The 20,920-nt window shown below is 65.8% G+C and carries 17 protein-coding genes; 2 read left to right on the top strand and 15 right to left on the bottom strand.

Features of this window, described 5'->3' with window-relative positions; translation table 11 throughout:
* Positions 1 to 5 precede the first annotated feature (5 nt).
* The 7 genes from ACO07D_RS20850 to ACO07D_RS20880 form a co-directional block, all read right to left on the bottom strand.
* Complete coding sequence (locus tag ACO07D_RS20850; RefSeq protein ID WP_421704850.1) at positions 6 to 1,211, bottom strand: carbohydrate ABC transporter permease; 1,206 nt, start codon at positions 1,209 to 1,211, stop codon at positions 6 to 8.
* A complete protein-coding gene (locus tag ACO07D_RS20855) occupies positions 1,208 to 2,440 on the bottom strand; it encodes a carbohydrate ABC transporter permease (protein ID WP_421704851.1) in 1,233 nt (410 codons plus the stop codon). The genes ACO07D_RS20850 and ACO07D_RS20855 overlap by 4 nt, the downstream gene beginning before the upstream one ends.
* A gap of 57 nt (positions 2,441 to 2,497) precedes the next feature.
* Complete coding sequence (locus ACO07D_RS20860; protein ID WP_421704852.1) at positions 2,498 to 3,853, bottom strand: ABC transporter substrate-binding protein; 1,356 nt, start codon at positions 3,851 to 3,853, stop codon at positions 2,498 to 2,500.
* 70 nt (positions 3,854 to 3,923) lie between these two features.
* Positions 3,924 to 4,988, bottom strand: coding sequence for a LacI family DNA-binding transcriptional regulator (locus tag ACO07D_RS20865; protein ID WP_421704853.1), 1,065 nt, complete (start codon positions 4,986 to 4,988; stop codon positions 3,924 to 3,926).
* A gap of 196 nt (positions 4,989 to 5,184) precedes the next feature.
* Positions 5,185 to 6,522, bottom strand: coding sequence for a polysaccharide biosynthesis/export family protein (locus ACO07D_RS20870; RefSeq protein WP_421704854.1), 1,338 nt, complete (start codon positions 6,520 to 6,522; stop codon positions 5,185 to 5,187).
* Between the two features lie 130 nt (positions 6,523 to 6,652).
* Positions 6,653 to 7,369 (bottom strand): metallophosphoesterase, encoded by a 717-nt coding sequence (locus tag ACO07D_RS20875; RefSeq protein ID WP_421704855.1) that lies wholly within the window; start codon positions 7,367 to 7,369, stop codon positions 6,653 to 6,655.
* 80 nt (positions 7,370 to 7,449) lie between these two features.
* Positions 7,450 to 8,187: a sugar transferase gene (locus tag ACO07D_RS20880; protein ID WP_421704856.1), complete on the bottom strand. Its 738-nt coding sequence runs from the start codon at positions 8,185 to 8,187 to the stop codon at positions 7,450 to 7,452.
* A gap of 205 nt (positions 8,188 to 8,392) precedes the next feature.
* Between ACO07D_RS20880 and ACO07D_RS20885 the strand changes: the two genes are divergently transcribed.
* Positions 8,393 to 10,150, top strand: coding sequence for a DUF2793 domain-containing protein (locus tag ACO07D_RS20885; RefSeq protein ID WP_421704857.1), 1,758 nt, complete (start codon positions 8,393 to 8,395; stop codon positions 10,148 to 10,150).
* A 66-nt stretch (positions 10,151 to 10,216) separates the two neighbouring features.
* Here ACO07D_RS20885 and ACO07D_RS20890 read toward each other — a convergent pair whose 3' ends face one another.
* The 8 genes from ACO07D_RS20890 to ACO07D_RS20925 all read right to left on the bottom strand — a co-directional run bounded on the left by ACO07D_RS20890 (position 10,217) and on the right by ACO07D_RS20925 (position 18,307).
* The gene (locus ACO07D_RS20890) at positions 10,217 to 11,230 is read right to left on the bottom strand and encodes an NAD-dependent epimerase/dehydratase family protein (RefSeq protein WP_421704858.1); all 1,014 of its coding nucleotides are present in this window, start codon (positions 11,228 to 11,230) and stop codon (positions 10,217 to 10,219) included.
* Positions 11,227 to 12,675 (bottom strand): phosphomannomutase/phosphoglucomutase, encoded by a 1,449-nt coding sequence (locus tag ACO07D_RS20895; protein WP_421704859.1) that lies wholly within the window; start codon positions 12,673 to 12,675, stop codon positions 11,227 to 11,229. The genes ACO07D_RS20890 and ACO07D_RS20895 overlap by 4 nt, the downstream gene beginning before the upstream one ends.
* On the bottom strand, positions 12,672 to 14,114 hold the full coding sequence (locus ACO07D_RS20900; protein ID WP_421704860.1) for a mannose-1-phosphate guanylyltransferase/mannose-6-phosphate isomerase: 1,443 nt from the start codon (positions 14,112 to 14,114) through the stop codon (positions 12,672 to 12,674). The genes ACO07D_RS20895 and ACO07D_RS20900 overlap by 4 nt, the downstream gene beginning before the upstream one ends.
* 162 nt (positions 14,115 to 14,276) lie before the next feature.
* A complete protein-coding gene (gene rfbA, locus ACO07D_RS20905; RefSeq protein WP_421704861.1) occupies positions 14,277 to 15,161 on the bottom strand; it encodes a glucose-1-phosphate thymidylyltransferase RfbA in 885 nt (294 codons plus the stop codon).
* Between the two features lie 4 nt (positions 15,162 to 15,165).
* The gene (gene rfbD, locus ACO07D_RS20910; protein ID WP_421704862.1) at positions 15,166 to 16,008 is read right to left on the bottom strand and encodes a dTDP-4-dehydrorhamnose reductase; all 843 of its coding nucleotides are present in this window, start codon (positions 16,006 to 16,008) and stop codon (positions 15,166 to 15,168) included.
* A 9-nt stretch (positions 16,009 to 16,017) separates the two neighbouring features.
* Positions 16,018 to 17,058 carry a dTDP-glucose 4,6-dehydratase gene (gene rfbB / locus ACO07D_RS20915; RefSeq protein ID WP_421704863.1) on the bottom strand — a complete coding sequence of 347 codons (1,041 nt, stop codon included), beginning with the start codon at positions 17,056 to 17,058 and terminating at the stop codon, positions 16,018 to 16,020.
* A gap of 14 nt (positions 17,059 to 17,072) precedes the next feature.
* A complete protein-coding gene (gene rfbC, locus ACO07D_RS20920) occupies positions 17,073 to 17,639 on the bottom strand; it encodes a dTDP-4-dehydrorhamnose 3,5-epimerase (protein WP_421704864.1) in 567 nt (188 codons plus the stop codon).
* Between the two features lie 155 nt (positions 17,640 to 17,794).
* Entirely contained in the window at positions 17,795 to 18,307 is a 513-nt protein-coding gene (locus tag ACO07D_RS20925) for a hypothetical protein (protein WP_421704865.1), read from the bottom strand.
* A gap of 495 nt (positions 18,308 to 18,802) precedes the next feature.
* Here ACO07D_RS20925 and ACO07D_RS20930 point away from each other — a divergent pair, with 495 nt between their 5' ends.
* The gene (locus ACO07D_RS20930) at positions 18,803 to 20,908 is read left to right on the top strand and encodes a YjbH domain-containing protein (RefSeq protein ID WP_421704866.1); all 2,106 of its coding nucleotides are present in this window, start codon (positions 18,803 to 18,805) and stop codon (positions 20,906 to 20,908) included.
* The last annotated feature ends 12 nt before the right edge of the window (positions 20,909 to 20,920 follow it).

Consider the following 20,920-nt stretch of genomic DNA (forward strand, 5'->3'; position numbering starts at 1 on the left):
GTCCTTCATCCTTTCACCGCCCCGGCCGTCAGGCCGCGCGTCATGAATTTCTCGAGCCCCAGGAACAGCGCCATGATCGGCAGGGTGGCGATCACCGCCCCGGCCATCAGGTGTTGGCGCGGAATTTCCGAGCTGTTCAGCATTGCCACCCCGCGGGTGAGCGTGAATTTCGACGGATCGTCCAGCAGCATGAAGGCCAGCAGGAACTCGTTCCAGGCGATCATGAAGACGTAGAGCGCGACAGAGGCCAGCGCGGGCAGGCTGAGCGGCAGGGTGATCTTCCAGATCACCGCAAGGCGCGACAGCCCGTCCATCAGGCCTGCCTCCTCGATCTCGGCCGGAAGTCCGCGGAAATAGCCCTGGAGCATGTAGAGCGCGACCGGGATGGTGGTGACCGGGTAGATCAGGATGATGCCGAGGATGGAGTTCCTGAGGCCGGTCATCGAATAGGCGATGTAGATCGGCAGGGCCAAGACGATCATCGGCACCATGTAGATGAGCAGGATCGAGCGGCCCATCATCGCCTGCCCCCGGAAGCGCAACCGCGCGACCGCATAGGCGCCGGGCACCGAGAAGGCCAGCGTGATCGCGACGGTCATCACCGAGACGACAAAGCTGGTCCATAGGTAGCTGCCGAAGTTGAAGTCGCGGAACAGCTCGACATAGCTGCGGAACAGGTCCCAGCCCTTGGACAGCTCCAGAGTGAAATCGAGCGGGTTCTGCAGCAGCGCCTGCTGCGATTTCAGGCTGGTCATCACCATGACATAGAAGGGGATCCCGACGATGGCGGTGAAGAAGATGTAGCCGAAGCCGGTGAGGAAACGAATGACCGCCTCTTCGAACTCATGGCGGGTGAGCGCGCCGGTGTGGAGATCACCGAGGATCTTGGCGAGCGGCAGACCGGTGAGCAGGCCCATCAGGAGGGCCGCCAGCACCGTGCCCCCTGCCCCGTTCGAGGTGGCGATGGGACCGATGCCGATGAAACCCACCACGAGCGCCAGCGCGGTCAGCGCACCGGTCAGCGGCCAGCGGCTGAGGTGCAGCGCCGCGACCCCGCCGAGGGCGCCGTAGATCAGCGAGAAGGGCAGCGAGGGGCGGAAGGCCTCGCCGGTGGAGAAGGAAAGCACGACACCCACCGAGACAGCGATGGTAAAGGCCCAGAGCGCTCCGATGATGGGCGCGGTGACATATCCGTGGCGCAGCAGGCTCATAGCCCTTCCTCCCGGCTCATGTATTTGAAGAAGAAGACGGAAAAGCCGATCAGACAGGCGAAGATGACCACGGCCACCGCCGCGCCTGCGCCGATGTTCGACACGGCAAAAGCCTGTTCATAGACATTCACCGTCAGGGTGCGCGTTCCCGCGTTGCCCCCCGTGAGCAGGAAGATGTCGTCGAACTTGTTGAAGGTCCAGATGAAGCGCAGCAGGAACAGGACCGAGAGGATGCCTAGCAGCATCGGCAGGCTGAGATACCAGAACTTCTGGAACGGTGACGCGCCGTCCATGTCCGCAGCCTCGTACATGTCCGTATCGATCGACTGCATCCGCGCCAGGATGAACAGGAAGGAGAGCGGGAAATAGCGCCAGATCTCGAACACCGTGACCATGATCAGGGCAAGCGGGCGCTGGCCGAAGAAGTTGATCGGGGTCTCGACCACGCCCATCTGCACCAAAAGCGCGTTGGCGGAGCCCGAGAACGGATCGAACAGCGTGACCCAGGTAAAGGCGACGGCGATCACCGGGGCCACGTAGGGGAACAGGTAGAGGCCACGCAGGATGCCCTGGCCGCGGAAGCTCTTGTTCAGCAGCATCGCGGCAAAGAGGCCCATGACCAGCGCGCCGATGGTGCCGAAGATCGTATAGAAGAGCGTCACGTAGAGCACGTGCCAGAACTCGTCCCCATCGAAGATGCGGGCGAAGTTCTCCAGGGAAAAGGTAAAGTTTGTCAGGATGTTGTCGGCGCTGCCGGTGACGGTCGGCTCGGTGGCCGCGACGTCTGGCGCGTCCGTGGTGAGGGTCACGGGGATCCTGATCCGGTGACGCTGCCCGCCTTCCAGGTCGCCGAAGTCACAGGTAAGCTGCTGGCCGGTGATGGTGCAGGGCTCGGGTACGGCGCCCAGGGTCAGCCCCTCGGGCAGCACGTCGGTGAAGGTCACCCCGGAGATCAGCGCCTTGGGGGAGGAATTGCGCAGGCGGAACTCCCATTCCCCCTCGTCGCCTGCCACTTTCGGACGGCCGCGCAGGCTTTCCTTGACGATCGGCACGGGGGCACGCAGGTCGGCCAATTGCACCGGCTTGAAGCTGATCCAGAACACGGCAAGCAGAGGCAGGGCGACCACCAGGAAGACGGCGGTCAGCGTGGGCAGAAGCAGGCTCCAGGCGAGGCGCGCCTCGCGGCGGGCCAGCGGGCCCTGCCCTGTGGGAGGTGAGACAGAGGTCATGAGGTCATATCCTTGGGAACCGAGGGGCAGAAACCCGCCCCTCGGGGAGGACGAAGATCAGTTGATCTTCGACAGCTCATCATTCATCGCGGCGACGGCGGCGGGGCCGTCCAGTTCGCCATCGATGAACTGGCGCACGACGCGGTTGATGGCCTGGGAGTTGATCATCTTGGAGGCCAGCCCCAGCTGCCCCTCGGCCACGCCCCAGCGCTGCGCCACATCGAGCCCGCCGACGATTTCATCAATCATTTCCTGGGCGTAGAGGTCGGACAGCGGCGCCTTGCGGTCCACGCCCACCGGCAGCATCGACCAGGCCTCGACAAAGGCGGTGGCGCTGTCGGCATTACCGCGACGCACCGGGAACTTGCCTTCGGGCGCGATCGACAGCGTCGCGGTGTAACCGGCGTCCATCGAATATTGCACGAAGTCCATCGCCTCGTCGGTATTGGCGTCCGCCGTGATGCCGAAGTAGCGCACATCGCCCCAGGCCGCGCCATCGGCGTTGGACGGGCCCGAGAAGGTGGTGACGATGCCGGTCATGCCCGCCAGATCGCGCGAGGTCGGGTCATCGTTGATCGTGGGCGGGGCGCTGTCGCGCAGGCCCGCGAGTTCGTCGAGGATGAAGGGCGACCAGATGATCATCGCCGCCTGACCGGCGAAATAGAGCTCGCGCGACTGTTTCCAATAGAGCTCGCCCGGGGGCGAAGCCTTGGCGATATCGCGATAGAATTCAAGCACTTCGATGGTCGGGCCTTCTTCCAGCGGCTTGAAGCCGTCAGTGCCGACGGGGCTGACGCCGTTGGACAGGAAGACGTGCTCCAGCACCTGGGACATGAAGTTTTCGTCCACCTTGGTCGCGGCGACGAAACCGTACATGCCGGGCGGGTTGTGCAGCTTGGCAATTGCCGCGCGCACGGCGTCATAGCTGGTGGGGGCCGCCAGCCCCATGCTGTCGAACAGGTCCTTGCGATAGACGATCATCTGGGTCCAGCCATCGACGGGCACGGAAGCGGTTCCGTCCTCGACCGCGGCCATGGCGATGGCGCCCGGGGCGAAGCTGGCAGCGCCCAGCGCCTCGATCACTTCGGTGGCGGCGTCGGTGTCCAGGATGCCCGCCTCGGCCCAGGGCAGCGCGTATTGCAGCGGGTGATAGATCACGTCGGGCAGGTCACCGGCAGCAAAGGCGGCGGTGGCGCGGGTGCCAAGCTCGCTTTCGGTGACCGGGATCACCTCGACGTTTACCCCGCTTTCGGCGGCAAAGGCGGCGGCCATTTCCTCCTGTTTGGCCAGGCGTTCGGGCTGTTCTTCGGTGGTCCAGAAGCGGATGTCGGCCTGGGCGGCCAGAGCGGAAAGCCCCAGCGCCATGGCCGATCCCAACATCAAGCGGGTGGCGGTTTTCGTGTGACGTGTCATGTGTTGTCCTCCCAGGTATCAGTCACATATGTTGATTGGGTCGCCCGGGTATGCCGGGGAACCGGGTCGTTCAGAGGGGCGCGGGACCGTCCGAGCCACGGCGCAGCAGGCGCGCATGGCCCGCCTCGCGCAGGGTTTCAGGATCCGCGCCGCGCACGGCGGCGATCAGAAGGGCTGCGAGCCGTTCGCCCGCCAGCCGCGTATCGACGTCGAAGGTGGTCAGCGGCGGATCGGTAAAGCCGCTTTCCGGCGCGCCGTCATAGGAAATGATCGACAGGTCCTGGCCCACCTTGAGGCCGCGTTTCGAACAGGCGGCATAGGCGCCCAGCGCCGCATTGTCGGTGGCGAAGACCAGCGCGGTGGGCGGGGTCGGCGTATCCAGCATGTCGAGCGTGGCGCGTTCGCCCTGCGCGGGGGTCATGCAGCCGTGGCGGATCAGCCCCTCGTCCAGCTCCAGGTCCGCGCGGGCCATGCCGGTGCGAAAGCCCTCGTCGCGCAGCACTGCGTAGTTGTAGTCGAGGTCGGAGTTGACGAAGCCGATGCGGCGGTGGCCGAGGGAGGCAAGGCGCAACACCGCCTCCTCCATCGCATCCTCTCCCAGGATGTCATACCAGGCGCAGCCGGTCATATCGCCGGTGCGCCCGAACAGAACGAAGGGCACGTCGTTGGTCCGGCAGAGCGCCACGCGGGCGTCGTCAACCATGGTGCGCGGCAGGATGAAGCCATCCGCCTTGCGCTCGTCGATCAGACGCTCCATCGCGTCGAGCATTTCCGCCTCCGACCCGGCGGTGGCAACGGAGAGCGACCAGTTTTCCTCGGCCGCGGTCTGCGAGATGCCAGCGATGAAATCCGCCAGGAACGGGCGCTGCGCGTCATGCACGTTCATCTGAAGCACCAGGCCCAGCGAGCGGGTGCGCCCGGTGCGGATCCCCTGCGCCTGGCCCAGCGGGCGATAGCCCATGCGTTCGGCCTGGCGTTCGACCCGCTGGCGGGTGCTGTCCGAGATGTCGGGATAGCCGTTCAACGCCCGGCTGACCGTGCCCTTGGTCAGGCCTAGCGCATCCGCCAACTGGCTGATCGTCACCCGTTTGCGGGCGGGTCTGAACGTGTTTTTTTCAGCGCTGAATTGCGTCATCTGGGTCCTCCCGACGACTCACAGGGTCAGTTCCGAAACCGGTTTCGGCAAATGGAAAATACGCCGCACTGCGGCGAGGTAGGTATGCACCCTGCTGTCGATCACATGAGATACGTAGCGCAATATGTTGATAAAAAAACAAAAGGCCCCGGATGTATTCCGGAGCCCTTACACCCGTTAGCGCGGAGATCGAAGGTCAGTTCGTCGCCGAAACCCCGGCGTTGATCAGGCTTGGCACGAACTGGCGGATCATGCGGTTCCAGCTGGTGATCGGCTGTTCGGCGATGAAGACGATGTCATTCGGGCGCATCTCCAACCGGGTGGCCAGCAGGAAGTTCGCCGCGTTGCTGGCGTCCAGGTGCCAGGCGGTCACCTGCCCGTCGCCATCCATGTCGCGCAGCACGTAGATCTGGCGCGGATCCCCCGTCTCGGACGAATAGCCCGCCCGGTCAAACAGCGCATCGGCCAGGGTGGCCTGATGGCCGAAGGGCAGCGCAAACCGGCTGGCGCGTTCGACCTCGCCAACCAGATAGACATAGTCGCGTTCGACCCCGTCCAGTTCAACACGTGCCTGGTAATTCGCGCGCGCCTCGGACAGGGCGGCGCGGCGCAGGGTGACTTCGGTCTCAAGCTCGTCCAGCGCCGCCTTGCGCTGTGCCCGGCGGTAATCGCCCAGCTTGATCTGCTCCTCGAAGAAGGCCCGGGCCCTGACGTAGTCGTATTCGGTGTCGACGAAGAGGCTGTCGCCCGCCACCAGCCGGGTCTTCTGCAACCCGGGGTCGGTCAGGTAGGCATTGAGCGGGATCTGGTAGATCGTGCCCTCGCGGAAAATACGAATGGTGGCGTAATCGCGGTCAGCGGCGGAGATGCCACCGGCGGCCAGCAGCGCCTGTTCCAGCGTCAGCGGGGCCAGGGCCACGGGCACCACGGTGGGTTTGCCGACCGCGCCGCCCACGGCGACGCGCTGCGAGTTGAACTCGGCAATTTCGAGGCTGAAGGAGGGGTCGATCTGGTTCTCGACCAGGGCCTGGAACAGCGCGGCCTCAGCCTCTTCCAGGGTCATGCCGCCAAGCATGATGCGGCCAACGTCCGGGATGGCGATGGCGCCGTCATCCTGAACCGTATAGCCCTGGCGGCGGTTCTGGGCGGCCAGAAGGCCTGACAGTTCCTCGACCGTGGAGGCGCCGGAGGGGGTGGCCAACAGCAGCACGTCGCCCACGCCGATGCGGTAGGGACCGGGGTTGGTCGCGGGCGGCAGGCGGGTTTCGGCAGCACCTGGGCGGCCCGGAGCCTCGGTCGCACCGGGCGGCAGGGCGCCGATGCCGCGCATGCCGCCGCCCGCGCCCGCGTTCTGGAAGAACACGGCAGGCAGTTCGCGCGGGACATAGGCCGAAGCGTTGGCAATCGACACCGCCTCGGGCGTCAGGCGGATGACATCGACACTGTCATCCTTCACATCCACCTTGGGCAGCACATAGGCCGATCCGCAAGCCGTCAGAAGGCCCAGGACCACCGGCAGCAAAAATCGTTTCACAACAGAATCCCCCAGTCATCTGTACCAACCTGTGTTTCGTATACGGCGATGTGTTTCAAGGATTCGTCGCCTCTAAGGCGAGGTTTCCCGCCATGGATGCGCGAAGGTGACGGCTCCAGTGTGCGGGCCTTCAGACCTGGAGGAACCGGCACTGGCCCGGGGTCAGCAGCGCGGCGCTCAGCGGGCCGCCCTGAAAGGCGCCGGTGTCCAGCGCGATGCGCCCCACCGCGCAGATGGGCTTTGGCGAGATCGTATGGCCATGCACGACCCAAAGCCCGTCCGTACGCGGTTGGCGGGCGAAGTCGGGGTGGCCCCAGCATAGGTGGCGGCGGTTTTGGCGATCCAGCGGCTGGTCGGGGGCCATGGCGGCGTGCACACAGGCGAGGTTGCCAGTGGACCAGCGGTCCGGCAGGACGCGCAGCCAATCGAGCAGCCCCTCGGCACGCAGCGCCTGTTCCAGCTGGTCAGCCACTGCCATGATCCGGTCGGGGTCCTTCTTGTGCGAGGGGGGCGGGATGTCAAAACTGGACAGTGTCTCGGCCCCGCCGAAGGCCAGCCAGCGCAGGCCCCGCCCCAGGGGATCGTCGATGAAGTCGAGCAACATGAGCTCGTGATTGCCGGTAAGGCAGATCACATCCTCCGGCATGGCCCGGGTCATATCGCGAGCGCGGATCAGCACCGCGCGGCTGTCGGGGCCACGGTCGACCATGTCACCCAGCAGGACGAGGGCGAGACCGGCCAGGCGCGGATCTTCTTGCAGCCTGGTGTAGCGGTCCAGGAGGGTGGTGAAGGGGCGCGCGCAGCCGTGGATGTCCCCCACGGCCAGAACCGGGCGTTCCGGTGCCAAGGGGGCTGATATGACGTGGCCATCGCTGCCGGGACCGGTGCCTTTCCCGCGGGAAATGAGGGTCGTCAGGTAGCGCAGCATCACGTCTTGGGGAGGTCGCCGGTAAACTCCGGAGGAAGGTCCAGCGGACGGCCGGAGGCACGACACACGAGGAACCGCGCGGTCAGGGCGATCACAGCCAGATCGCTGCGCAGGGTGGCCCGGTCGAAATAGTCCAGATCAATGGCGACCTTACGCGGTAGCAGCTCGGCACCATAGCGGTCCTCGTCCGAGAGGCCGGTTTCCGAGCCGGGCGCGCGTTCCAGCGTCAGTTGATAGAGCGTGCCGGGGCTGGTGAGGCCCGGACGGTGCGCCAGCGAGCGGCGCATTTCCGGCGTATAGAACCGCTCGATCACCTCGGGGACACGGGGGCGCGGGCCGACAAGCGACATCTGCCCGCCCAGCACATTCAGAAGCTGCGGCAGTTCATCAATGCGGGTCTTGCGCAGAAACCAGCCCAGGGCGAAGACACGGGCGTCATCCTGAACCACCAGGAAGGAGCCACGCGGGCCGCCCGCGTGCATCGTGCGCAGCTTGAGGATGGCAAACCGCTTGCCGTCCTGTCCGATCCGCTGTGAGCGATACAGAACCGGGCCGGGCGAAGAGAGGCGAATCCCCAGGGCAGCCAGAAGCAAAAACGGGCTGGTCGGCAGGAGGATCGCGAGCGCCACGACAACATCCAGGGTACGGCGTGCAACAGCGCTGACGCTTGAGCGCGCCACCGTCCCGGGCAACACGCCGGACTTCGGGTCAAAATCGGGATTGGGGGCTGACACCATGTCCTGTCCGAATGCGCCTCGCAAGTTTGGTTCCCCCTTCATACCTAGTGCGCCCTGGCAAAAGCCAGCGGTTTTACATCTCTGCGCAGGGTTCTGCGGATGGGTCGGCCCCTGCACCGCCACCCTGCGCACGGTAGGGTAAACGCTTGGTAAAGGTTTTCGCCAATGGTTTGCGGGAATTTCAATCCGCAGTCCGGGGGCCTTCATGTCCGACAATTCCGCCAAACTTTCCCTGCCTTACCTTCAGGCATCGCAGGCGCAAAAGCATGTCACACATAACGAGGCGCTGCGCATCCTCGACAGTGTCGTGCAGCTGAGCGTCATCGCCGCCGACCAGACCGACCCGCCCGCCACGCCGGCGGATGGCGACCGTTACCTGCTGCCCGCAGGTGCGACCGGTGACTGGGCCGGTGAGGACGGCAAGATTGCCGTGTGGAACGACGCCGCCTGGAGCTTCCTGGCGCCGAACAGCGGCTGGCTGGCCTGGGTCGAGAACGTCGACCAGCTGCAGGCCTGGGACGGCGCAACCTGGGTCCAGGCGGGGGGTGCGGGCGATCTGCAGAACCTCGACCACGTGGGCATCAACACCACGGCGGATGCGACCAACCGCCTGGCAGTCTCGGCGCCAAACACGCTGCTCACGCATGAGGGCAACGGCCATCAGGTCAAGGTGAACAAGGCCGCTGACACTGACACCGCGAGCCTGCTGTTCCAGACCAACTGGTCGGGCCGCGCCGAGATGGGCACGGTCGGCGACGACGACTTCCAGATCAAGGTCAGCGCCGATGGCAGCACCTTCAATCAATCGCTGGTCGCCGATGCGGCCACAGGCGTGGTCACCTTCCCGTCGGGTGTCGACGGGCTGACCCCGACCGAGTTCGGCGACGGCCCCCTGGTCAACACCACCTATATCGCCTCGCAACGTCCAGGCCTGGTGACCAATGCCACCGGCCTCTTGGGCACGAATTACAACTATCCGTCCGGCTTCGCCTACGACCCCACCCATGCACCGAACCTGCCCGCCGCCTTCCGCTATGACGGGCATTACCCGGGCCAGACCGGCATGACCGAGACGGTGCCGGTCGATCCGAACCTGATCTATCGCCTGGAAAGCTACGTGATGCAGGAAGGCGCGCCGGGCGACTGGTCGGCCTATTCGAACGAGGATCGGCACCGCCATTACATGGGGCTTTATTTCTTCGACGCCGATGGCGAAGAGATCAAGAGCCAGCATTACATGCGCTACCGCCACAGCGGCACCGACAGCATGACCACGCTGGCCGCGCCCCTGAGCCCCGGCGACACCACGATCACGCTGACCGATGCCTCGGGCTGGAACGAAAGCACGTCGGGCACGTCGCAGCGTGGCGTGACGATCTTCGGCTACAAGGACAGCCAGGGGCGCGCCTATACGCATTACTCGCGCCTGGTGGAATATGGGCTGTTCGATCTGGGCCAGGTGAACAAGACCACCCATGTGGTGACGCTGAACCAGCCCCTGCCCGCCTCGCTGGGCAACCCGGATGATGCGGGCGGCACCTGGCCCGTGGGCACGGCGATTGCCAACTCGGACAGCGTGACCACGTTGCGCTACAGCTTTTACACCGCGCTTTACGTGCCCACGACCGATACCTGGTATCGCACCACCGATCACATCGGCGGGGTCGACCTGTCGGGCACCAACAATGTCGACAACTTCCCGCCGGGCACCGCCGCCGTGCGCCCCTTCTGGCTGCCCAACTTCTCGAACCGCTCGGGCGGTTGGTCGGGCCATCCGGACACCGGCACCGGGCACAGCGTCTGGTTCACCGGCGTGTCGATGCGCGTCGATCCGCTGGCGGTGAAACAGCGGGTCACCACCGGGTCGACCTCGGGCAAGTACAACCTGAAAGTGCCGGTGTCGAACTTCGTGACCTCCAGCATTTCGCTGGCCTCGCCTTCGACCAAGGTGAACGAGGCCTGACCCGGCGCGACGCTGACACAACCGACCCGGGGCGCGTCCTGCGTCCCGGGTTTGGCGATCATCCCCCTACTTGCCGTAATAGTCGCGAAACCAGGCGACAAAGCGCCCGACCCCGTCGCGGAAATCGGTCTGGGGCGCATAGCCTGTCAGGCGTTTGAGCAGTTCCGCATCGGCCCAGGTGGCGGGCACGTCGCCGGGCTGCATCTCCATGTAGTTGCGGGTGGCTTTCTGGCCGAGGGCGTCCTCGATGGCGTCAACGAAATCGAGCAGCCGCACCTTGTCGGAATTGCCGATATTGACGATGCGATGGGGCGCAGAGGGTGACAGGCTGTCGCCTTCCTCGATATCTGCCGCACTGTCCGGGCGCACGGGGGCCACGTCCATCAGCAGCCGGATCGCGCGCACCAGATCATCGACATAGGTAAAGTCGCGCCACATGTCGCCGTGGTTGTAGATGTCAATCGGCCGCCCATCCAGGATCGCATCGACGAACTTGTAGAGCGCCATGTCGGGCCGCCCCCAGGGGCCGTAGACGGTGAAGAACCTAAACATCGTGGTCGGAATGTCCCACAGATGGGCATAGGAATGGCCCATCGCCTCATTCGCCTTCTTGGTCGCGGCATAGATGGTCAGCGGCGCATCGGTCTTGTCCACCTCGGCAAAGGGGATCTTTTCATTTTCGCCATAGACCGAACTGGTCGAGGCCATCAGCAGGTGGCGGGGTTTGGTGAGCCGCGCGGCCTCCATCACGTTGAACGTGCCGATCAGGTTGGCGTCCACGTAAGAGCGTGGGTTTTCGAGAGAGTAGCGCACGCCCGCCTGGGCGGCGAGGTGCACGATCACGTCGGGCTGGAAGGCCTCGGCCGCGTCCTGCACCCGGGTGCCGTCTTCCAGCATCGCCTCGGTGGCGGTAAAGCCCGGCTTCTGGTGCAGCATCGCATGGCGGCGCTGTTTCAGGCTGACGTCGTAATAATCGGTCATGCCGTCGAACCCGTGCACCACCATGCCCTCGTCCAAAAGCAGCCGCGCCAGGTGGAAGCCGATGAAGCCCGCGGTGCCGGTGATGAAAACCCGTGTCATGCCTCTGCCCCTTCAATCGGTGCGAGCTGCTGGTCATAGGCGCCGACCGACGGCTCGTCGCGCAGGATCCAGTCCAACGCGGTAAAAATCTGATAAAGCTCATCGTAGGAGGTCATGCTCTCACACACCACCACAAGATTGGGCGTGTTCGATGACGCGCGGATCAGGCCCCAGGCGCCGGTGTCGAGCTGCACCCGCGCGCCGTTGACGGTGATCACGTCGGTGATGCGGCGACCGGCGAGGTGGGTGAGGGATTTGAGCCGCGCGCTGATGCGGTCCACCACACCGTATTTCTGATCGTCCGGGCAATGGGGCGACATGGTGGGGCTGGACCAGCTTTGGCCCAGGGCACGGGCGAGGTCGGCGAAGCTGCGGGTCGGATTGCGGTCGAGCATGCGGCAGATCTCCACCGCCACGCGCAGCCCGCAGTCGTAGCCGTGGCCGATCGGGTCGGCCAGGAAGTAATGCCCCGATTTCTCGAACCCTGCCAATGCGCCGGTGTCGCGCACCCGGCGTTTCATGTGGCTGTGGCCGGTCTTCCAATACTCGGTGGTCACGCCATGGGCGGCCAGCACCGGGTCGGTGGCGTAAAGCCCGGTGGATTTTACATCCACCACCAGCTTGGCACCCGGATGCAGGGGCGCCAGGTCGCGGGCGAGCATCAGGCCGACCTTGTCGGCAAAGACCTCTTCCCCCGCCTCGTCCACCACACCGCAGCGGTCGCCGTCGCCGTCGAAGCCCAGCGCCAGGTCGGCGTGGTGCGTGCGCACGGCGGCGGCCATATCATGAAGCATTTCAAGCGCTTCCGGGTTGGGATTGTAATTGGGGAAGTCCCAGTCCAGATCGGTGTGGAGAGGGATCACCTCGGCGCCGATCCGGGCCAGAAGCTCCGGCGCGAAGGCGCCTGCGGTGCCGTTTCCGGTGGCACAGGTGACGCGCAGGGGGCGGGTCAGGTGGAAGGTGCCGACCAGGTCATCGAGATACGCTGCGCGGATGCCGTCGACCTGTTCGACCGTGCCGCCGGGGGCCGCGCGCCCCTGCCCGTTCAGGGCAATATCGCGCAGTTCGGCCATCTCCTCCGGGCCGTGGGTGACGGGATAGTCCAGCCCCATCTTGACCCCGGTCCAGCCGTTCGGATTGTGGCTGGCGGTGACCATGGCGACCGCGTCGGCACCCAGGTGGCCTTGCGCGAAATAGGCCATGGGGGAGAGGGACATGCCGATGTCCAACACCCGCGCCCCAGCCCGCACCAGCCCGCGGATCAGCGCCTCGCGCACGTCCTCAGAATAGCTGCGGTAGTCACTGCCGACCACGACCGAACGCTTGCCATGGCGCGCCATCTGGGTGCCGAGGGAGAGGCCCAGGAGCTCCATGCCATCGAGGTCGATGCCCGTGGGATAGGCCCAGCGCGCGTCGTATTCTCGGAAGCCAAGCGGGTCGATCACGCCCCGCCCTCCGGGTCGCGGGCATAGATGTCGTCCTGGCGCTCTATGTCATCCTCACCCAGGTAGGAGCCGGTCTGCACCTCGATGATCACCACGGGGAGTTTTCCAGGATTTTCAAGGCGATGGGTGGTGCCGACGGGCACGTAGATGCTTTCGTTTTCGGCCACCAGACGCGCCTCGTCCCCCACGGTCACCCGGGCCGAGCCTTCGACCACGACCCAATGTTCAGACCGGTGCAGATGGCGTTGCAGGCTCAGCCGCCCGCCTGGGTTCACCACGATGCGCTTCACTTGAAAGCGCGGACCCGCGACCAGGCTTTCGAACCAGCCCCAGGGGCGATGTTCGACCGGGAAACCCTGCGCCTGCGGGGCCTTCTCGCGGGTCATGAGCTTGACCAGCCGACCCACGTCCTGGGCGCGATCAAGGTCCGCGACCAGCACCGCGTCGGGCATGGCGATGGCGGCGATGTTGCGCAGGCCGAGCCCCACCAACGCCTGGTTCTCATCCTCGGCGCGCAACAGGGTATTTTCGCAATCCACCCCCCGCGCGGGGCCGGAGGTGACGGTGCCGGACTGATCCAGATCGCCCTCGCGCCAGACCGCGTCCCAGCTGCCCAGGTCAGACCATCCGCGCGCGTAGGGGACTGCGACGATATTCGCGGCGCGCTCCATGATCGCGTAGTCGAGGCTGATGTCCTCGGCGCCCGCCCAGGCGTCGGGGGCCAGACGCAGGAAGCCCAGGTCGGGCTGCGCCTTGTCGAGGGCGGCCTCAACCGGTGCGATGATCTCGGGCGCGTGGGTCTGGAAGGCGGTGACGATGGCACGGGCGGAAAAGAGGAAAATCCCCGCGTTCCACAGGTAATTGCCCGAGGCGACCATGCACTCGGCGGTCTGCGGATCGGGCTTTTCGACGAAACGCGCAAGCTCCACCACTTCGCCGGGATGTTCGGGCGGGCTGCCGAGTTCAAGGTAGCCATAGCCGGTCTCCGGCCGGTCAGGCATTATGCCGAAGGTTACCAGCTGGCCCGCGCGGGCGGATTTGGCGCCCTGGAACACGGCGGCGCGAAAGCTCAAACCATCCGGGATGGCGTGATCGGAGGGGGAGACCAGCATCAGCGGTTCATCCTCGTCACAGGTCGCCAGCAAATGTAGCGCGGCGGCCAGAACCGCGGGCGCGGTGTTGCGCCCGGCGGGTTCGATCAGCACGGCGCCGGGGTCGATCCCGGCCTCAGCCAGTTGCTGGGTCGCGATGAAACGGTAATCGCTGCTGGTCATCACCACGGGAGGCGCGAAACCCTGGCCCGAAAGGCGGCGCGCGGTGGCCTGGAACAGGCTGTCTTCGCCATCGGTGAGGGCGGAAAACTGCTTGGGATAGCTCTTGCGCGACAGGGGCCAGAGGCGGGTTCCCTGACCGCCGCACAGGATGACCGGATGGATCACGAATGGGGCTCCTCAAGCTGCCAAACGGGGCCCGTGCGGACCCCGTGCCATCCTGTCATGAATTGACGGGTGAAGCCAAGGGCGAAGGCGCAACCTGCGGGTGCATAACAAGAAATCCTCGACCCTGATCCCGTGCTCTGGCCCTACGCTCAGGGCCGGTGTTCAATCCACGAACCCGGTCAACGCGGCCAGATAACGGCCATAATCGTTCTTGGCATAGCGTTCGGCCTGCTCCAGCAGCGCCTCGCGCGAGAGCCAGCCCTGGTCAAAGGCGATCTCCTCGGGGCTGCCAGTCTGCAGGCCCTGGCGTTTTTCCAGCGTGCGCACGAAGTTGCCCGCATCCAGCAGACTGCCATGGGTGCCGGTGTCGAGCCAGGCATAGCCGCGCCCCATGCGTTCCACCGCCAGTTCGCCCCGATGCAGGTACATCTCCAAAAGCGTTGTGATCTCAAGCTCGCCGCGGGCCGAGGGCGTGACCTGCCGCGCGCGTTCCGGCGCCTTGCCATCGAGGAAATAGAGCCCGGTGACCGCATAGCTGGACGGCGGCACCTCGGGCTTTTCAATGATCGAGACCGCGCGGCCTTCGGTGTCGAACTCCAGCACGCCATAGCGCTGCGGGTCGGCGATGCGGTAGCCGAAGATGGTGCCGCCCTCGGATTTGGCGGAGGCGGCACGCAGCATGTCCCCCAGGCCCTGACCGAAGAACAGGTTGTCGCCCAACACCAGGGCCGAGGGCGCGCCGTCCAGGAAATCCTCGGCCAGGATAAAGGCCTGGGCGAGCCCATCCGGGCTGGGCTGTTCGATATAGGTAAAGGACATGCCCCATTGGCTGCCATCCTGCAGCAGGCGGATGAACTGCGACTGGTCCTCGGGCGTGGTGATGATCGCCACCTCGCGAATGCCCGCCAGCATCAGCACCGACAGCGGGTAATAGACCATCGGCTTGTCATAGACCGGCAAGAGCTGTTTCGACACCGCCATGGTGATCGGATAGAGCCGGGTGCCGGCGCCGCCGGCGAGGATGATGCCCTTGCGGGGTTTGGTCATGGGGTCACTCCTTCAACTCTTTCAATACATGGGTCAGCCCCGCGCGCCAATCCGGGCGTGGGATGGTGAAGTCCCGGGCGAGGCTGGTGCAGTCAAGTCGGGAGTTGGCAGGGCGTTTGGCCGGGGTCGGATAATCTGCCGAGGGGATGCCGGTAACCTGGGTGTCACGGCCTGCCTGGGCGAAGATCCCCCGCGCAAAATCGGCCCAGGAGGTGTCCGGCCCGCCGGAGAGGTGGTAGGTGCCGCCGGGGTGACCGTTGGTCAGCGCCTCGGCGAGGGTCAGACAGACGCGCGCAATGTCGCCCGCCCAGGTGGGGCCGCCGATCTGGTCGGCCACCACGGTCAGCTGATCGCGGCTTTCCGACAGGCGCAGCATGGTCTTGACGAAATTCGTGCCATGGGCCGAGAAGACCCAGCTGCTACGCAGGATCACATGCGGCCCACGGGCGGCGCGCACGCCTTCTTCACCGATGAGTTTCGAACGGCCATAGGCGTTCAGAGGCCGTGTGGGCGCGTCGGGTGTCCAGGGCTGATCACCGGAGCCGTCAAAGACGTAATCCGTTGAAATCTGGATGAAAGGCAGGCCGCGCGCGGCGGCGGCCTTGGCCATGGCGGTTGGGGCGTGGCCGTTGATGGTGGTGGCCAGCGCCTCGTCATCTTCGGCACGGTCGACGGCGGTATAGGCGGCGGCGTTGATCACGGCCGTGGCGTCGGTGTTCGCGATGATCGCTGCACAGGCCGCGGGATCAGACAGGTCCGCCTGGGCGCGGTCCAGACAGCGCACGCCCCCCAGCCGCGCCAGTTCCTGTGCCACCTGCCCCGTCTTGCCGAAGACCAGTACCGTCATCCTCTGCCCTTACGCTTTGGTGCCCAACCGTTCGCCCACCCCATGACGGTCCTGAAGCGCGCGCCACCAGGGTTCGTTGTCCAGATACCACTGAACAGTGCGCTCCAGCCCCTGGTCCAGCGTCACCGAGGGACGCCAGTTCAACTCCTCGCGCATCCGCGTCGGGTCGATGGCATAGCGCAGGTCGTGGCCGGGGCGGTCGGCGACGAAGGTGATCTGGTCCGCGTAAGCGCCGGGGCCCGGGCGCTTGTCATCGAGGATGGCACAAATCTTGTGCACCAGGTCGATATTGCTCGCCTCGTTCTCGCCGCCGATATTGTAGCTGCGGCCGAGCTGGCCCCGTTCGAGCACGGTCAGGAGCGCATCGGCGTGATCCTCGACATAGAGCCAGTCGCGCACGTTCAGGCCTTCGCCATAGACCGGGATCGGCTGACCGGCCAGAGCGCGCAGGATCACCACGGGCACCAGCTTTTCGGGGAAGTGGTATGGGCCGTAATTGTTCGAGCAGTTGGTCAGCACGACGGGCAGCCCGTAGGTTTCTGCCCAGGCGCGCACCAAGTGGTCGCTGGCCGCCTTGGACGCCGAATAGGGCGAGCGCGGGTCGTAGGGTGTGTCCTCGGTAAACTGGCCGGTGTCACCCAGGCTGCCGAAGACCTCGTCGGTCGAAATATGGTGGAAGCGGAACCCCTCCGGCTTGCCCTGCCCCACCCAATAGGCACGGGCGGCTTCGAGCAGGTTGTAGGTTCCGGTGATATTGGTCTCGATGAAGTCGCCGGGCCCGTCGATCGAGCGGTCCACGTGGCTTTCGGCCGCCAGGTGCATGATCGCGCCGGGCTGATGGGTGGCCAGGATGCGATCCAGCGCGGCGCGGTCGCGGATGTCAGCCTGTTCGAAGGAATAAAGCGGGCTATCGGCCACGCTGGCGACATTCTCCAGGCAGGCGGCATAGGTCAGCGCGTCGAGGTTGACCACCTCGTGTCCACGGGCCACCGCCAGGCGCACCACGGCGGAGCCGATGAACCCTGCGCCCCCGGTCACGATCAGTTTCATCTCCCCCTCCCCGATCAGTCTTCGAAGGTAAACGGCGTGTCGAAATCGGCAAGGCGCGGCGCGTCCCGATCCTTGTCGGACAGCACCGCGTCGCCGGGTGCGAGCCCCCAGTCGATGCCGATCTCAGGATCATCGAAGCGCAGCGCGCCATCACAGTCCGGCGCGTAGAAATCGGAGCATTTATAGACCACCTCGGTGTCCGGTTCACGGGTGACGAACCCGTGCAGGAACCCTGCGGGGATCAGCATCTGGCGGCCGTTGTCGAAGGACAGTTCCTCGCCCACCCATTGGCCATAGGTGGGGCTGCCCCGACGCACATCCACGGCCACGTCGAAGAGCCGTCCGCGCCCGCAGCGCACCAGCTTGGCCTGGGCATGGGGTGGCGATTGGAAATGAAGGCCCCGCACCGTGCCGACCTCATGCGAGAGGGAATGGTTGTCCTGGACCCAATCGATCTCGATCCCCGCTTCGGCCATGCGCGCGCGGTTCCAGCTTTCGGAAAAGAAACCGCGATGATCCCCGACGCGTTTCGGGGTCAGGACAAGCACGCCCGGCAAGGCGGTTTCGCGGATGTCCAACATGTACACGGCCCTTCCCTGCTGATCGGAGGGAAAGCCCCCCTGCCACCGGGTTACGGGCTTCGCCCTTCGGTTGCAATGGCGTCGTGGCGGATCGGGCGGCGAAACCCGCCCATCACAGTCCGCACACGGATGCCGGGCAGTGAGGACATCCGCGCTCAGGTGCAGGCGGGCACGCCCAGTCGGATCAGCTCGCGCCCCGACATGCGATAGTAGCTGGTGATGCGCATGCGACCGGTCTCCATGTACCAGTCGCGCAGGGCGGCCGGGTAGTGGCGGGCAATCAGCGCCGACCAGTATTCGAACTCGTCGGGCGACAGGCGACGGCCAGAGCGGGACGGCCCGTGAAAGCCGAAGGTCGTGTTCGGGCTGACGCAGGTGCCCGGCAGGCCCAGATACATGGTGCAGGAGGACAGGCAGAGCGTGCCGCGGATCTCGACCCGCTGGCCCGAGCGCCGGATCTGGCGGATCTGTTCGGCGCGTTTGGCCACCAGCCCGCCGCGGTCATTGCGGATAACGATGACCCGATCCGCCCCGCGCGCGGCGCTCTGGGCCGCATGGGCGGCCGTGAATTGCAGAAATGGCGCCAGGGCCGCCAGGCAGAAAACCCCGGTGCAGATGGCATGGCGCAGGCGCGGCCAAGCCACGCCCGAAAAGGACCTTGCAGACATAGTTTCACCCCTCGAAACGGGTCCGCGATTGCGGACGGCCGGACCCCTCCGGCAGGGTGAGCGTCCCATTCTTTGGCTACCAAATGGTTGAGCCAGCGTACGAAAGTGGGTTGGATTTTAGCGGCCTGCGCTGCGCGAGCCCGGGCCGGGTCGCTGTGACCGGGCCCGGCTGCGCCCACGCATCACCGGCTGCATTTCACCGAAACGTCCCCCCACAGGACGTAGCCGGAAAATGCGATGATCCACCCCTCGCCCCCCATGCCGGGTGGCAGGGAAGTCACAGGCGCCGGATGGGCTGAGATACGCGATCATTTCTACTTGCAGGATGACCGCGAACCTGCTGAACAACCAATAGCAGTGTTCCCCGTCGCGCCTGTTTCACCCCAGGGCTGCCACCTGAAATCGGGCGACAGCCAGGAACGCAGCATAGCACAGGCGCCGTCCTGGCGCCAAATGAGCCGTATCAGACCGCGTTCCTTGGGGGGATCACGTCGCATGTTCACAGGACCGACCGACCCGCGCACCCGCCGGGGGCTGGCCTCGACCGCGCTGGTCACGCTGGCCGCCCTGCTGGCGCTGGTGCCGACGGGCGTCCGGGCCGAGGGGCCTGGGTCTGGGCCGTCGATGTCGCTGTTCGGCACGCCGGGCCTGATCGACAATCCGACCGGCGAGGCCCTGCCGGATGGCGAGCTGGCGATCACATCGGCGGGGATGGACGGGGTGCTGCGCAACACCTTTACCTTCCAGTTCAGCCCGCGCCTGACCGGCACGTTCCGCTATGCCTCCCATGGCGACGGGTTCTGGGATTACACCAACTATGACCGCAGCTTCGATTGGAACTACCTGATCCGGGCCGAGGGCGCCTTTCTGCCCTCGCTGTCCATCGGCATGCGCGATTTCGCGGGCACCGGGCGATACTCCAGTGAATATCTGGTGGCGACCAAGCGGATCGGCCCGGTCACCGTCTCGGGCGGGTTGGGCTGGGGCCGTTTGGCGGGCCACCCGCGCCCGATCCTGGAGGGCGCCGATGCCATCGACACCTGGGAATACTGGTTTACCGGCACGCCCGAGCTGTTCGGCGGATTGCGCTGGCAGGTGAACGACCGGCTGAGCCTGGTCGCGGAATATTCGCGCGACACCTATGAGGTCGAGGCCGACCGGTTCGATTTTGCCCATGACAGCCCCTGGAACTTCGGGGCCAATTACCAGGTGAAGAACTGGAACCTGGGGCTTTACTACGCCTATGGCACCCAGATCGGATTGCGCGCGACCTATGCGCTGAACCCGTCCCGCCCGGTGCTGCCCGGCGGGCGCGACGGTGCACCGCCGGTGGTGGCGCTGCGCACCGGCGCGGCGGACAGCTGGGACAGCGCCTGGGTGCAGGACGAGGCCGGACAGGCGGACATGCGCGCGGCCCTGGCCGCCGCCCTGGCCGAGCAGGGTATGACGCTGACCGCGCTGCGGTTGGAGGCGGGCGCGGCCACCGCCTGGATCGTCAACGGCACCTATGGCTCCGCCGCCCAGGCGGTCGGGCGCAGCGCGCGGGCAATGACGCAGGTCCTGCCCGCCTCGGTCGAGGCATTGACCGTAGTGCCGGTCACCCGGGGCATGCCGACCACCGCCGTCACGGTGCAACGCGCCGATCTGGAGGAACTGGAATGGGCCGCCGAGGGCAGCGAGGAGATGCGCGCGCGGGCCGTTGTTGCCGATGGCGCGGACCTGCGACCGGCGGAGGACGAAACGCTGCCCGCCCCGCTGCCCCGTTTTGCCCTGAGCTTCAGCCCCTACCTGTCGCCAAGCCTGTTCGATCCGAACTCGCCGGTGCGCGCCGATTTCGGCCTTCAAGTGGAGGCAAGCTGGACCCCACGCCCCGGGCTGATCTTCTCGGGCGCCCTGCGCCAGCCGCTGCTGGGAAATCTGGACAAGTCGATCCGGGAGTCGGACTCGGTGCTGCCCCATGTACGGTCGGACGGGGCGGAATATGACCGCCAGTCGGATCTGGAGATCACCCACCTGACCGGCGAATATTTCTTCCGCCCCGGGCGCGACCTCTATGGCCGGGTCACGGCGGGTTATCTTGAACGCATGTTCGGCGGCGCCTCGGCAGAGCTTTTGTGGATGCCCGAGGGCAAACGATACGCCGTCGGCGCCGAGGTCAACTATGCCCGCCAGCGCGATTTCGACATCCTGTTCGGCTTTCAGGACTATGACGTGGTGACCGGCCATGTGTCCGGCTATTACCGGTTCAACGACCGCTATTTCGCGCAGGTGGACGCGGGGCGTTACCTGGCCGGCGACTGGGGCGCGACCTTCAAGCTGGAAAGGCGCTTCAACAATGGCTGGCGGGTCGGCGCCTATATGACCCTGACCGATGTGCCCTTCGACGATTTCGGCGAGGGCGCCTTTGACCGGGGCATCTATTTCACCCTGCCCCATGCCTGGCTGACCGGCGATCCCTCGCGCGATGGCTATTCCACGACGCTGCGCATGATCACCCGCGACGGCGGCGCACGGCTGGATGTGCGCAACCGGCTTTATGACGTGGTGGGGGATTTCAACGATCCCTATCTGAGCGACCGTTGGGGGCGGTTCTGGCGATGAGACGGCTTTCGA

Source organism: Aliiroseovarius sp. (assembly GCF_965228805.1).
Classification (GTDB): domain Bacteria; phylum Pseudomonadota; class Alphaproteobacteria; order Rhodobacterales; family Rhodobacteraceae; genus JASBTN01.

Excerpts from the sequence above, each read along its gene's own strand:
- rfbD (WP_421704862.1), bottom strand. The coding sequence starts at position 16,008 with ATGACGGTACTGGTCTTCGGCAAGACGGGGCAGGTGGCACAGGAACTG.
- ACO07D_RS20885 (WP_421704857.1), top strand. The coding sequence starts at position 8,393 with ATGTCCGACAATTCCGCCAAACTTTCCCTGCCTTACCTTCAGGCATCG.
- rfbC (WP_421704864.1), bottom strand. The coding sequence starts at position 17,639 with ATGTTGGACATCCGCGAAACCGCCTTGCCGGGCGTGCTTGTCCTGACC.
- ACO07D_RS20890 (WP_421704858.1), bottom strand. The coding sequence starts at position 11,230 with ATGACACGGGTTTTCATCACCGGCACCGCGGGCTTCATCGGCTTCCAC.
- ACO07D_RS20865 (WP_421704853.1), bottom strand. The coding sequence starts at position 4,988 with ATGACGCAATTCAGCGCTGAAAAAAACACGTTCAGACCCGCCCGCAAA.
- rfbB (WP_421704863.1), bottom strand. The coding sequence starts at position 17,058 with ATGAAACTGATCGTGACCGGGGGCGCAGGGTTCATCGGCTCCGCCGTG.
- ACO07D_RS20855 (WP_421704851.1), bottom strand. The coding sequence starts at position 2,440 with ATGACCTCTGTCTCACCTCCCACAGGGCAGGGCCCGCTGGCCCGCCGC.
- ACO07D_RS20925 (WP_421704865.1), bottom strand. The coding sequence starts at position 18,307 with ATGTCTGCAAGGTCCTTTTCGGGCGTGGCTTGGCCGCGCCTGCGCCAT.
- ACO07D_RS20880 (WP_421704856.1), bottom strand. The coding sequence starts at position 8,187 with ATGGTGTCAGCCCCCAATCCCGATTTTGACCCGAAGTCCGGCGTGTTG.
- ACO07D_RS20850 (WP_421704850.1), bottom strand. The coding sequence starts at position 1,211 with ATGAGCCTGCTGCGCCACGGATATGTCACCGCGCCCATCATCGGAGCG.
- ACO07D_RS20860 (WP_421704852.1), bottom strand. The coding sequence starts at position 3,853 with ATGACACGTCACACGAAAACCGCCACCCGCTTGATGTTGGGATCGGCC.
- rfbA (WP_421704861.1), bottom strand. The coding sequence starts at position 15,161 with ATGACCAAACCCCGCAAGGGCATCATCCTCGCCGGCGGCGCCGGCACC.
- ACO07D_RS20930 (WP_421704866.1), top strand. The coding sequence starts at position 18,803 with ATGTTCACAGGACCGACCGACCCGCGCACCCGCCGGGGGCTGGCCTCG.